Annotated in this window: 15 protein-coding genes and 1 tRNA gene; 13 read left to right on the top strand and 3 right to left on the bottom strand. The window is 44.4% G+C overall.

Annotation, left to right across the window (positions count from 1 at the left end):
- Positions 1–116: 116 nt before the first annotated feature.
- Entirely contained in the window at positions 117–1,256 is a 1,140-nt protein-coding gene (locus KI659_RS07425; protein WP_213944723.1) for a DUF4221 family protein, read from the bottom strand.
- Between the two features lie 207 nt (positions 1,257–1,463).
- On the opposite strand from KI659_RS07425, the gene KI659_RS07420 reads away from it, so the two are divergent.
- The 9 genes from KI659_RS07420 to KI659_RS07385 all read left to right on the top strand — a co-directional run bounded on the left by KI659_RS07420 (position 1,464) and on the right by KI659_RS07385 (position 7,764).
- Entirely contained in the window at positions 1,464–2,411 is a 948-nt protein-coding gene (locus KI659_RS07420) for a YihY/virulence factor BrkB family protein (protein ID WP_213944722.1), read from the top strand.
- A gap of 202 nt (positions 2,412–2,613) precedes the next feature.
- A tRNA-Ser gene (locus KI659_RS07415) sits at positions 2,614–2,698 on the top strand.
- Between the two features lie 72 nt (positions 2,699–2,770).
- Complete coding sequence (locus tag KI659_RS07410) at positions 2,771–3,022, top strand: GIY-YIG nuclease family protein (protein WP_213944721.1); 252 nt, start codon at positions 2,771–2,773, stop codon at positions 3,020–3,022.
- A 569-nt stretch (positions 3,023–3,591) separates the two neighbouring features.
- Complete coding sequence (locus KI659_RS07405; RefSeq protein WP_213944720.1) at positions 3,592–3,906, top strand: DUF6922 domain-containing protein; 315 nt, start codon at positions 3,592–3,594, stop codon at positions 3,904–3,906.
- Between the two features lie 441 nt (positions 3,907–4,347).
- Positions 4,348–5,091, top strand: coding sequence for a DUF6088 family protein (locus tag KI659_RS07400; RefSeq protein ID WP_213944719.1), 744 nt, complete (start codon positions 4,348–4,350; stop codon positions 5,089–5,091).
- A complete protein-coding gene (locus KI659_RS18590; protein WP_246535322.1) occupies positions 5,088–5,279 on the top strand; it encodes a hypothetical protein in 192 nt (63 codons plus the stop codon). Before KI659_RS07400 ends, KI659_RS18590 begins: the two co-directional genes overlap by 4 nt.
- Positions 5,276–6,067 (top strand): nucleotidyl transferase AbiEii/AbiGii toxin family protein, encoded by a 792-nt coding sequence (locus KI659_RS07395; RefSeq protein ID WP_246535321.1) that lies wholly within the window; start codon positions 5,276–5,278, stop codon positions 6,065–6,067. Before KI659_RS18590 ends, KI659_RS07395 begins: the two co-directional genes overlap by 4 nt.
- 170 nt (positions 6,068–6,237) lie before the next feature.
- Entirely contained in the window at positions 6,238–6,702 is a 465-nt protein-coding gene (locus tag KI659_RS07390; protein WP_317195937.1) for an acetolactate decarboxylase, read from the top strand.
- 111 nt (positions 6,703–6,813) lie between these two features.
- A complete protein-coding gene (locus tag KI659_RS07385) occupies positions 6,814–7,764 on the top strand; it encodes an NmrA/HSCARG family protein (RefSeq protein WP_213944718.1) in 951 nt (316 codons plus the stop codon).
- An 83-nt stretch (positions 7,765–7,847) separates the two neighbouring features.
- On the opposite strand, the gene KI659_RS07380 is transcribed toward KI659_RS07385, so the two are convergent.
- Positions 7,848–8,270, bottom strand: coding sequence for a hypothetical protein (locus KI659_RS07380; protein WP_213944717.1), 423 nt, complete (start codon positions 8,268–8,270; stop codon positions 7,848–7,850).
- A gap of 593 nt (positions 8,271–8,863) precedes the next feature.
- Between KI659_RS07380 and KI659_RS07375 the strand changes: the two genes are divergently transcribed.
- Positions 8,864–9,526, top strand: a complete 663-nt coding sequence (locus tag KI659_RS07375; RefSeq protein WP_213944716.1) for a DUF6266 family protein — start codon at positions 8,864–8,866, stop codon at positions 9,524–9,526.
- A gap of 79 nt (positions 9,527–9,605) precedes the next feature.
- A complete protein-coding gene (locus KI659_RS07370; RefSeq protein WP_213944715.1) occupies positions 9,606–10,388 on the top strand; it encodes a hypothetical protein in 783 nt (260 codons plus the stop codon).
- A gap of 41 nt (positions 10,389–10,429) precedes the next feature.
- Here the strand turns inward: KI659_RS07370 and KI659_RS07365 are convergent, their stop codons facing one another.
- On the bottom strand, positions 10,430–11,578 hold the full coding sequence (locus KI659_RS07365) for a DUF4221 family protein (protein ID WP_213944714.1): 1,149 nt from the start codon (positions 11,576–11,578) through the stop codon (positions 10,430–10,432).
- Positions 11,579–11,792: 214 nt separating this feature from the next.
- On the opposite strand from KI659_RS07365, the gene KI659_RS07360 reads away from it, so the two are divergent.
- The gene (locus KI659_RS07360; protein ID WP_143959799.1) at positions 11,793–12,131 is read left to right on the top strand and encodes a P-II family nitrogen regulator; all 339 of its coding nucleotides are present in this window, start codon (positions 11,793–11,795) and stop codon (positions 12,129–12,131) included.
- Between the two features lie 33 nt (positions 12,132–12,164).
- Positions 12,165–13,397, top strand: coding sequence for an ammonium transporter (locus tag KI659_RS07355; RefSeq protein WP_213944713.1), 1,233 nt, complete (start codon positions 12,165–12,167; stop codon positions 13,395–13,397).
- Positions 13,398–13,420 lie beyond the last annotated feature (23 nt).

Here is a 13,420-nt window from a genome sequence, read left to right as displayed (position 1 = left end):
TTAAAAACTTGGCGGTCTCTGCGCCTTCGTTGCGCTCTTTGCGTGAAACTATCCAGCTTAATTTCTCGCAGCGTCGCAGCGAAATACGCCGCGCCCGCCGCGAGAAAACTTTTTTTCTACTCCACCGTGAATCTCACAAATCCCAGTTCGTCATCCATGTTTTCAAACATCCAGATCTGTCCGTCTTTGACGAAATGGTGGGCGGGTATTTTGGTCAGCCCTTCCAGGAACGTCTCCCCCAGCAAGTTCAAATCCGTATCAAAAGCACTCAGCCAAACCTTACTAGATGACTTGTTATTGCCCTCGGCGTCCTGTTTGGATTCGGTCAGGTAGCTGAACCTCAAAAACCTCTCGTTTTTCTCATCCCACACCGGCTGGCTAAATGCGATTTCCTTTTTAAAGTCCGCCATAGCTTTGTTAAATTCCTCCTGCGAGTCTATGGTCTTCTTATATTTGCCGGTTTTCCTATGAGCAAAAAGCTGGTTATCCATTTCCTTTTTCTCCACCAGCCCGTCCTCTGGGTTGTAAATATGAATGCTGTTATCCACATTGTTGGTAATAAATACCTTATCCTTGGCCTGGTTAACAAAATAGTTGGGACCCATCATGACCATTGGCATGCCCTTTTCATTTACCCAGCTGAAAAAATAATCCTTTTGGTATTCCTGCTCGGGAAAAGTGACCTTTTTCAGGGATTTCTCCTCCAGATCTATCACCCCAAAATAAAATTCCTCCTCATGGAAATTCGAGAAAGTACCATATAGCTTATTGGGGTCGGAATTTGGGATCACTCCACTGAACATATTTTCATTTACCTTCAACTCGTCACCTGATAAATCCTGGGGCTTGAGTGATACTGATTTCTTTTTATTGCCCTGCTGGTCAAAGATGCCGCCACGGTCAAAGGAAAGAATGAAAAATTCATCAGAAGGGGCGCTAAAAATCCTATATACGTATTGGCCCACACCGTTGGGACCTTCTTTTTCATAGGGCGTGGCCCCTACTAACTTCAGCTCCTCCAGGTCAATCTTCTCCACTTGACTCCTGTCGGCGTCAAAATTATATAAATATCTACGATCGTCGGAAAGCACGGATTGATACAAGCCGGTTTTCAAATACAAAATCTCCTCTCCTGCATCCACCATTACAGTATCCTGGCTGACCGCCAAGCCACCTTCAGGCCTATAACCTTCCTCAGACTTGCTGCAGGCCGCCACTATAAAAAACAAAAACATTAGCACTAAAACATTCTTCATAAGTATTGGGATTAAAGATTCAAAAAACTCTCACCACCAATTTATGAATAATAATTTTATGAACTAATATTTTTGGATTAAAATACAATTCAAACTTCATGGTATATTAATTACTTTGCGGATCTCTGAGTCTTTGCGGTTATTTTGAATCCATCCCCCCATCTTGAAAATAATTCGTAATTTTAGCCTCATTTTTATTATTTTTCCATGGTGAAGCAAAAGTTTAAAGACTACGTAAATATAGCGGACAAGAGGGCCCAAGCACTGCGGCATGTGCATTTCGGCAATCCTGACCAAAACCTCTACGATGTAGGCAAGCTTTTCATTCAGCAGGTCCAAAAGGATGAAATCACCGAAAGAGCCTATTCGGTAGCCTTTAATTTCACTGTGGCCATGTTCCCACTATTGCTCTTTTTGCTAAACATGATCCCCTACATTCAATATTTTTTTCCAGATGTGACTACAGGCAATATCCTGATGTTTGTACAGGAGATCGTGCCGCCCAGCATTTACCTTGAAGCCGAAAGCACCATTATGGACATTGTAAGCCGGCCTAGGCAAGGCCTGCTATCTTTTGGTTTCTTCCTGGCACTTTTCTTGGCCACCAATGGGGTGGTCTCGCTCATGAACGCTTTCAACGCCTGCTATAGGACCAAGGAAAACAGGGGTTATTTCACCACCCGCCTCCTAGCAGTGGGGATAGTGCTCATTTTGGTGTTGGATCTGTGTGCGGCCGCCCTGGTAATGATTTTTGGCAACCAGCTGCTGGGCATGCTGTCCGAACAGGGGCTCGTGTCGAGTGGATTCAATTATTACCTGGTAGCTTCCCTGAGGTTTTTCGCTCTATTGTTCCTGTTTATGATCGCCACCGCCTTCATTTTCCGCTTTGCCCCGGCCGTGCACGACAAGTGGCGCTTCTTCAGCACAGGCTCCGTCACGGCGGGCCTACTGATCACCTTGGGATTTTACGTGTTTTCCTTCTACCTAAACAACTTCGCCACCTACAACAGGCTCTACGGATCCATCGGCACCATGATCGCTGTCATGTTGTGGCTATTGATCACCAGCTTCATCATCCTGATCTGTTTCGAAATCAACGTGGCCCTGGACAAAGCCGCCGAGAAGCGCAGCGTGACAAAATTTATCAAACGCTAAATCAGCTAGTTAGCTAAACTAACACATTTTTTCACCCGAAACCATTTGCAAAAACAAAACTTAGCACTACCTTTGCAATCCGTTAACATATAAAACGGAAACGCAATTAGACCCAGAGGAGTGGCAGACCTGTCTGCCTTAATCCAAAAAGGTCAACACTGCGAAAATATAAAAGATACCCGACCGGGGTATTAAGACAAATAGAGGAGTGGCAGAGTGGTCGAATGCGGCGGTCTTGAAAACCGTTGTACCGCAAGGTACCGGGGGTTCGAATCCCTCCTCCTCTGCAGAAGGCTCAAATCGAAAGATTTGGGCCTCTTTTTTTCATGTCATTTTTTATCTCTAAACCTTTTTTTGCCATGGATGTTCAGTACTACACTTACATTCTCAAAAGCACTAAGGACGGAAAATATTACTACGGCCACTCGAAGGACCTAACCAAAAGACTTAAGGAACACAACGCAGGTAAAGTGCGGTCTACCAAAGGCCGGAGACCATTTGTAATTTTATATTCCGAAACCTTCACCTCAAAATCAGAAGCCTACAAAAGAGAAATTTATTTTAAATCTATTGAAGGGTACAACTATTTAAGAGAAAACAGGATTATCTAAATATCCCTCCAATGAAAACCGTTGTACCGCAAGGTACCGGGGGTTCTCCCGTAGGGACCCCTTTGGGGGAATCCCTCCTCCTCTGCTTTATAAAACCCTAACTAGCTGAAAATACGCGAGTTAGGGTTTTTTGTTTTTTAATCAGTATCGAAATCAGTATCGAATTGGTTGCCATTTTGACACCCCTCCCTAGCCTGTCGAAGATATTTCATGATTCCCTGCCCACGCTGGAAAACCTTCAAATGGGTGGGTATTCCTAACCAGCATCCATCAAATACGTCACCCAATTAGCCAACAAGAATATCAATATTACTAGCATCAGAGCTAAGAAGAAGTGGCTACCCATCCCTGCTTTTGGGGAAAAGATAATATACCCCATATAGTGCAGTCTTTGCAGTTTCTGCACTACGCTTAAATAAAGCACAGAAAGACCGATTTCTCAACGAAATTAGTGCAAAGGGAGTGCAAAGAATGCAGGATTACACCCATTAGGCCTTGCTGTAGGCTTCATTTAGTTGTCAGGCTACAGAATTATCAGTAAATTTCATTACTGAGTCTTATGGCATTCCATGGAAGAAAAAATAAACATACCGGGCCTCAAGCTGTCCCAATTATTCCGTAAAGGGATATTTTGGGACGTTGACATAGATCTTCTCGATGTGAAGAAGGATGCATATTTCATTATTCCAAGAGTATTGAACCGGTTTATGTTTCACGAGGTATTCTTGGAAAACCTTGAAAGTATCTACCCAAGAGGTCTTATTTGTTACTATGCGCTGAACAGTGGTGAAATCCGGGGGAATGAAAAAATTGAATTCCTTGCCAAAAGATACGGGTTAAGGCCCCAAGAGTTTATGAATTATACCCCCCCTGAAATGATGTAGCTAGACTTTGGACTATTACCTTAAAACGCAACCTACATCCCAGTGAAACCCCAATACGAGACCTCCCAAAAGGGGGAATATAGCTCCTTAAAAAATTAAAATAACCATTTAAATACCAAGTATTTAAATGGTTATTGAGTTATTGTTCAATAAGGCAATAACCCAATAAGTCCATGGACTCATGGGGTTATTAACCAATAAGTAAATGAATAAGTAAGTAAGTAAATAAGGGGTTTCATAAGGCCTTCTGCTTGCCGATAAAAGGTTGGAGCCTATCCTAAGCAATTGGGGAAAAAAGTTTTTTCCCCAATTGCTTACTCGCTACACACCGACGGCTGTATTTTCCTTGATTTCAATTCATATTGCCTTCCTTACTAAATTTGAATAGCACATTAAAAATGTCCAGTTTTTTATAAAAAAAACTGGACAAATACCTTATATTTGAAATTCAGAAAAAGGATGAAAATAGCCGAATACATATCATCAACTATAGATAGACTCCCAAAGGGCTATATATTCACCTATTCAGATTTCATTACTGAGGTGGAAAAGAAGGAAGCTGTGATCAAAGCTTTAAACCGGATGGTAGCTTCAGGAAAGATTGCCAAGCTTTCAAAGGGTAAATACTACAAACCAGAGAGTACTCCCTTTGGAAGACTTCAGCCAAGCCAGGGGCAGGTAGTAAAAGACCTTCTAGAGGAAGATGGGAAAATCACCGGTTATCTCACTGGCTACAGCATTTACAATCAATTAGGCTTAACTACACAGGTAAGCAGTACCATTCAAATTGGGAAAAATCAAATTCGTCCCAATTTAAAAAGGGAGCGCTATACCATTTCGTTCGTGAGGCAAAAAAACACCATTACAAAGGACAACATTCCCCTATTGCAGTTGCTTGATGCTATACGTTATGTCAAAAAAATTCCTGACGCCACCATTGAAGGGTCCTGTAGACGGTTCCTGGCAATTATTAAAGGGTTTTCTGAAAAGGAAATCAATACTTTGGTTCGCCTCGCTTTAAAATACCCGCCTGCTACAAGGGCACTATTGGGTGCTTTGTTGGAGCAAATGGGACAAGGAAAACTAGCAAAGCCACTTCTTGAATCATTGAACCCAATAACCAAATATAAAATACCCGGTGCGGGCAGCACCCTGACCACCGCAGAAAAATGGAATATTGTATGAAGTTGCATGAAAACAAAACCTTGTTCAGGCAAGCGGTGCAGTTTACTGCTGACCAAATGAGGATTCCTGCCATATATGTAGAAAAGGATTATTGGGTTACATATGCCTTATTCGTGATTTTCTCAAATGATATAGGCAAAGACACTGTATTTAAGGGAGGGCTGCACTTTCCAAGTGCTACCAAATGATTGAACGCTTTTCCGAGGACATTGACTTGGTGGTACTAAGGCGTGAAGGTGAATCGAATAATAGATTAACCAATAAAATCAGGACTATTAGTGAAATTGTAACATCTTATTTACCAGAAGTAACCATAGAGGGCCTTACCCAGAAAATGGGAATGAACCGCAAAACGGCACATTCCTATAATAAACAATTTAAGGGCAATTTCGGTCAGGTAAGAGATGCCATTGTAGTAGAAGCAACTTGGTTAGGTTACCATGAGCCATACACCACCAAAAGCGTTGTATCTTTTGTCGGTCAGATGATGCTAAATAATAAGCAGCCGGAAATAGCACAAGATAACGGATTACTACCTTTTAATTTAGTGGTATTAGAACCCGTAAGAACTATTTGCGAAAAAATAATGAGCCTGGTTCGCTTTTCTTATGGCACCAGCCCAATAGATGATTTAAAGAGAAAGATAAGGCACACTTACGATTTGCATCAGCTATTAAACCAGGAAGAGTTTTTAGAATTTTTCCATTCAAGTGATTTTGATAAAATGTTACTGAAAGTAGCAAGCGATGATGTGGCAAGTTATAGGAGCAACAATAGGTGGTTAATACACCACCCGAATGAGGCACTCATTTTTAAGGACTTAAAAAATGTCTGGAATGAATTGAGACCAATTTATGACGGGGACTTTAAAAGTTTAGTGTATGGGGAGTTGCCACCGGCAGAAAGCATTTTACAAACCTTTCAGAGCATTGAAAAAAGGTTGGCCTCCGTTGAGTGGACTATAAAAATTGTGTAAAATAAGAAGTTAAACAATTTTCCTCTTTTCCAAAACAGGGCCAGTGGCTCAAAGTCCGATTCTGATTACTACTATTACTTTGTCACCCCTGAGAAGAAAGGGGTACGCATCGATGCTTTCCTACTACCTGAAACCGCAATTTACAATCTTGTGAACCGCCGTACACAAGCGTGGTTTCGGACACTGAGATGAAGGTGGAAGAGACCTACCAGATGAAGGCCCCGTTCTTCGGTTACGCAAACATTCCCTCATGGACCGAGCAAGAGCTGCCTGACAGCATTGCATCCATCAAAGACCTAGAACAATACCTGGACAGAGTCACCAAAAACTCCAGCAGGCCATTCATGTTCAAGCTCACCGGAGAGGTGGACCATGCACTCATCCACATCGTCAACCTGCCCGAAGGCTCCAAAGTAAGCTCACCCGAAGAGGCACACCAAGGCCAGCAGGATTACAGCTTTCAGAACGAAGCCGCCACCATCCTCGGCTTTTTCTCCACCGAACACAAGGCCATCTTCACCCACCACGACACCTACCTCCACATGCACCTGATCACCGAAGACAGAGAAAAGATGGGGCATCTGGATGAGGTGGAGTTTGGGAAGGGGGAAATGAGGTTGTATTTGCCAGAGTAAAATGATTATATTTTTTATTCCAATCAGCATGCACTTTTCTAGCTATTTATCTGTATATTAGATCCTTGAATAATTTTTGACCACCACTATTCAACCAACCTTAACCACATCATGGCACAAAAGAAAATCATCACTGTTTTTGGAGCCACCGGAGCACAGGGTGGCGGATTGGCAAGGGCCATCTTAAATGACCCCAATAGCGAATTTTCAGTTCGCGCGGTAACCAGGGACCCGTCTTCCGAAAAAGCCAAGGAGCTGGCCGCCATGGGGGCTGAGGTGATCCAAGCCGATATAGACAAGCCCGACACCATGGAAAAGGCTCTCCAGGGAGCATATGGAGCTTATTTCGTCACCTTCTTTTGGGATCATTTTTCCCCGGAAAAAGAACTGGAGGAAGCCAAGCAGTTTACGGAAGCGGCCAAGAAGGCAGGCTTGAAACACATTATATGGTCTACGCTTGAGGACACCCGCAAACTGGTGCCCTTGGAGGATGACCGAATGCCCACTTTGCAGGGCAAATACAAAGTGCCCCACTTCGACGCCAAAGGGGAGGCCGACCAGTTCTTCAAAGAAGCCAACCTGCCAACCACTTTTATGATAGCCTCTTTTTATTGGGACAACTTCATCCATTTTGGAGCGGGACCCAAGAAGGCCGAAGACGGCAACTATTACCTCACCTTTCCCCTCGACGATAAACGCATGAGCGGAATCGCCTCCGAGGACATCGGCAAATGTGCCTATGGCATATTCAAAAAGGGAGAAGAACTTATCGGCCAAACTATCGGGATCGCGGGCGAACACCTCACCGGCCAAGAAATGGCAGACGGACTTTCGGATGCCCTTCAACTTAAAATAATCTACAACAACGTCTCCCCAGATACTTACCGGAGCTTCGACTTCCCCGGAGCGGACGACTTGGGAAACATGTTCCAGTACTACAGGGATTTTGAAAAGGAATGCATGGCAGTACGCGATACGGATTTCTCCAGACAGCTGAACCCTGAACTGAAGTCGTATAAAAAATGGTTAGCGGAAAATGCTTCCAAAATCCCATTGGAGTAGATATAGCAGACATTAGTCCTAAAAGCCTGCGGCGGTGACGAAGATTTTGTTTGTCAATTAAATAGTAAAAGTATGTAGGATTTCTATTGGAATTTTTGAGATTCAAGTTCTAGCTGTTCTCGGATATAGTTGTTAATCTCTCCTCTTTTAATCCCAAGAAGCTCGTGCATGGCTTTATAATAGGCCTCATCAGTTTCTCCACTTGACATCAATTCTTTTAGCAAGCTCCAGCTACCTTTTTCAAAGACTTTTTTTGCAATCAATCCGCCCAAAACATAATGAAAAGAAGTTTCTCCATCTAAAGCTCTTAAATTTAACATGTTGTTCAAATCTATCTCCGGACGCTGTTTAAGGTAGTGGCTAGTCCGTTTTATATGCCAATCCAAACTTCTCCCACGACTACCACCTAGCAATGTCGCAACACCTTCAGATGCCCAGAAATGTCGGTTTGGAAAATGCGGATCAATCTGAACATGAAAAACTTCATGAGGATAATATTCTCCCAATCCACCGCAGTATACCTTATCATCAGTTGCTCTACCGCTAGGCTTTGATTTCCCCCCCATTCCAATATTATAATCAATCCTTTTTTAAAAATCCACAAGTCTTTCAACTTAGAGAAAGGAAACTACCACGTTCCGCCATAGCCAACCCTATAGTTAATTCTAATACTGCTAGCCCCCACTCCAACCCGGATATTTTCTAACCTAGCCAACTTGCTCTAAATATGTCCCAACAGCTTGGAATCTTCAAGGGTGATGGGCTATGTTAAGAAATCACATTAATTTCGTAAATCAGCTAAGTCATGACCAAAATTAGAAGATTCTACTGTTCTTACACATATCAACAGCGTATCAAGAACGTATAAATAGCCATTATTAACGATGATGAACCGAAGATTATTTGTTTTTGAATTTGCAGTAAATAGCAAATAATTTTCACCTTTATTTGGATTTATCTTATTTTGGTGTAATTTACTAAGCCTTAAGCACATAGAATTGGTTTGCCGGTATTTTTAAGAAGGAAAAGCTGCTTTTGGTAAAGTGATCGCGTTTTTCAGTACATCATTTATATTTATCCACTTTTAAACAACCATTTTATGGCAAGAGTCACCAATACCCATGCGGATTTGCAGGGCACAATCGGCAACACCATTATTTATGAAGTTAATGGGGAAAAATTTGCCCGCAAGACACCCCGAAAACTTACCTCAAAGGAAAAGGAAAATAGGCCCCCTACTGAGCTTCAGCTGTTTCACCAACAGAAGCTTTCCCTGGCCAGCGATTTTCTTTTCCCCATTTTGGAGGTCATCGAGTTTGGCTATCACAACTTCAAATCCGGCATGAAAAGGGGCATCCACCAAGCCACAAGCAACCTGATGAACAAGGCCCTGTACTTCAATGAAGAAGAGGAACTGTTGGTAGACCCCTCCCAAGTAATGATTAGCCAAGGGAAACTGACGGGATTTTCCAACCCATCCGCTGTCTGGACCGAGGAGGGAAAAGTGCGGCTGCAATGGGACAACAACACCGGCATCGCTGACGCCAAGGCCAAAGACCAAGTGATGATCCTCCTTTACCACCTTCGCTCAAAACTCTCTTTTGCGGTGCTTCAAGGCAACTTCAGGTCCCAACAGCAACAGGAGATCCTGGCCCCTCTCCAATTCCAAGGGGAGCTGCACATTTATGCCGCATTCTCACGGCACATCAAAAGAGGTAGGAAATTCGACATTTCCGACAGTGAATACTTAGGGGTGATTTAAATTGGTTGAACTGTTGAACTGTCGAATCGACGAACTGACAGTTCAACAGTCATACAGTCTCAAAAAAACATCAACAAAAATGGCAAAACAGGAAGGACCCATATTTTTTACGGGCAATATTGGCAAACTGAACTTTTACAAGGATAAGGATGGCTATCAGGTAAGGGATAAAGGCGGCGTGACGGCAGAGCGGGTTAGCTCTGACCCAAAGTTTGCCCGGACACGGGAAAACATGGCCGAGTTTGGCGCTGCCTCTACCAATGGCAAATACATCAAGCAAATCTTGAAAAAGGTGGAGCATAGAACAAAGCTGACCAACCTTTCCACGCGCCTGCAGAAGATCATGATGCAGATGAAAAAAGATGACCCCATCCACGCCCGAGGCCAAAGGGTGGTAGAATCCGGGAATTGGGACCGCTTTTTAGATTTTGACCTCAATCCGCACACGCGGCTAAGCAGCATTTTGAGGTGGCCTTATGAAATTTCTACTGATACCGGAAAGTTGAAAGTAAGCATGCCGCAATTCCACCCTTCGTACATGCTGAGGTTTCCAGATAATGCCACGCATTTCAGGCTCCACCTCCACCGTTTAGACATCAATTTGGACGAGGAGAATGATAATGATTTCATTATGCAGGAAACACCGCTAATACCAGTTGAAACCTCCCCCATTGACTTGCAATTGGAGGTTCCCATGGGCGCGCCGGCCTTCCGGTTTTCCTTGTGCACGCTAGGCGTGGAGTTCTTTCAGGTCAATCTAGGCAAGGCATTCGCCCTGGCCAAAGGAAAATCCAACCCTTGCAGGATCATCGGATGGATCAAGCAGAACAAAGAAGAAAGTAAGGTATCCACCACGCAATGACGCTCGCGAGAGGTTATAATCATAGATTTTACAGCATGTCCTTATCCCCCTAACTCCAAGCACTCAAACACCATTCTATCCTCTTCATTGTCGGGATTATCCGGATGCTGGATGGAGAGGTATAGACCGTCTTTGCCTACAAATAGGTTGTTGGGATGGTACTTACCTTTTGGGAAGTGGGTTTCGCCAAGAAGGTTCAGGTCCTTATCTATGATCATGACTACAAAGTCACCCGGGTTGTCCCTCAGGCGGGCGATTTTTTCAGGGTCACTTTCCTCGGTGGCAGGGAAAGCAAACCTATAATACACTTCCCGGTATGGATCATAGACCAGGTGTTCATAGCGGGATGAGCCGAAAATGTACTGCTGGCTTTTTTCCGGGGCGGGAAATACGGGCAGGTCCCTGTCCAGGTAAGCGCTTGGCAGGGAAACGCTTTGCAGTTTTTGCCCCAAACCCTCACTGTAATAAAGATGGTGGTCACCAAAAAAGCTATATACAAACTTTTCCCCATCGAAAGCCATACTGGGTTCAATCTGCTTGGCCCCCTTGTCCATATAATCAGCCGGGTAGTGATGTGAAATGAATCGTGAACCGCCCTCATTCAGATTTACGGCAAATGACACATGGCTGCCTGCAAGATCCTCGCTATTCATCTCACGGATATTGCCGGATACGCGTGTTCTGGCCACCATTTCCTCTCCGATCAATACCGGCGGTGAAAGAAAGTAGGCTCCATGCACAAATGCCGGGGAATAACGGTCCGGCACATCGTATTGGATCTTTTCCTTTATTTTGCCAGAAGTGTCGGTAAGTACGATCACAGGATTGCGCTGGGAAAACAGAAAAATACTGTCGGGATTATGCACATAAAAACCAAAAAGCTCCCCTGCACCTTCAGGTCCCTCTTTTTCAAACATCAGGTTACGTGTCATTTTGCCGCTTGCGGCATCGTAAGCCTGCAAAGAATTCTTTTCCCAGTTGATATTATACACCCACTCCTTGCCGTCCATTTCATGGTAACCCAGCCCCATGCTGAAATTCGGGGTAGTCTCATCCAGTTCCAAACTGATCTTTTTACCCATAAACTGTAAGGAAACGGGTGTTGGCTCTTCCGTGGATGTACCTCCACAGCCCAATAATAACATTAGAGTAGAAAACAGCGCTATTGCTGTCAGAAGTGGTTTATTCATAAAAACGACTTTAATTCACTAACAATTTAAGAGATACTTTTGGAAAGGCAAAATCTCAAAGCCCACGAAACCGACATTACCTAAAGGAGAAACCCCATTTTTAAACCACATATTAATAATTTTACAACTTTATTCGTAATACGATGTTGTTTTTTAAACCCATTTGCCATAAATTAACAAAATATTCAATAAAACACCTTTATTTTTAAACCTAATGAAAAAGATAGAAGCTTTGATTAGAACTTCAAAATTTGAGGAAGTCCACGCTTGCTTGACCGAGCTGGATGTCAAATTCCTCACCTTTTTTGAAGTGAAAGGAATTGGGATGGAAAATGCCAAAACCCAATCCTACAGGGGTTCAGATTTCAATCCCGGCTACATTCCCAGGACCAAACTGGAGATGGTGGTCACCGATGAGCAGGTGGACAAAATTGTGGACTGTATCCTTCATCATGCCTGCACCAAGCAGGTGGGGGACGGGAAAATATTTGTCAGCCCTATCGAAAGCGCCTACCGCATTCGAAACAAGGACCGGGACCACGCCGCACTTTAGAACTAACCAAACACTACAAACCTATTAAACACCATGCAACAAGAGCTTTTCACCATCAATAACCTATGGATGATGGTGGCTACCATATTGGTATTCATCATGCACCTGGGGTTTGCCGCCCTGGAGGCCGGACTTACCCGAAGTAAAAACACCATCAATATTCTTTTCAAAAACACCATCATCCCCGGCCTTGGCATTCTCACTTATGGCCTGATCGGGTTTAACCTTATGTACCCGGGAGAAATCTTTCAGGGGGCATTCATCGGACTGTCAGGCTTTGGAATCAACCTTCCTGCAAACTGGGACAATGCAGCATATAATGCCGGATATACTTTTTACACGGATTTTGTATTTCAGGCCATGTTTGCAGCCACAGCGGCTACCATCGTATCAGGCGCCGTGGCCGAAAGGATAAAACTCAGCAGTTTCATGTTTTTTTCCCTTATGTATGTGGGTATCTGCTACCCTATCGTGGGTATGTGGAAATGGGGCGGAGGGTTTCTTGACACCTTGGAAACACCTTTTTACGATTTTGCGGGATCCACCATAGTGCATTCAGTCGGTGGATGGGGAGCATTGGTTGGGGCCATTCTCCTCGGGCCGCGTATTGGGAAATACACCCCACATGGCATCCGCCCCATTCCCGGACACAACATCCCCATGGCCGTGATAGGCGTATTCCTACTATGGTTCGGCTGGTTTGGTTTTAATGGAGGCAGTGTCCTTTCGGCCAATCCGGGAGAGGTTTCGAAAGTATTTGTCACCACCGCCATGGCCGGGGCGGCGGGATCCATCGGCGCACTCTGCGCAGCCTATTCCTTTACGCGCACCTTTGACATCACCATGGTACTCAACGGGATTTTGGCAGGACTGGTGGGCATCACCGCAGGTGCCGACGTGATGGGCCCTTTGGATGCGGTGATCATTGGCAGTATTGCCGGGGCGCTGGCAGTTGGCGGGGTGATCTTTTTTGACCGCTTGAAGATCGATGACCCGGTGGGTGCCATTTCGGTGCACCTTATCTGCGGCATTTGGGGTACCCTGGCCGTAGGGATCTTCGGCTCCCTTGCCGGATGGCCCCAGATTGTCAGCCAACTGACCGGGATAGCGGTGACTGGCTTGTTTTGCTCAACGTTCAGCTTCATTCTCTTTTTCGGGATGAAAAAAGCCCGCGGCATCCGCGTCCATGCCAGGGAGGAAATCGAAGGCCTAGACGTGAACGAGCACAGCATGCAGGCCTACCCGGACTTTGCTTCGAAGGAGTGATTCGCGGAGAACAGTCCACTGTT

It is taken from the genome of Litoribacter ruber, assembly GCF_018449405.1.
GTDB lineage: Bacteria > Bacteroidota > Bacteroidia > Cytophagales > Cyclobacteriaceae > Litoribacter > Litoribacter ruber.
This window is presented reverse-complemented; position numbering and strand designations above follow the sequence as displayed.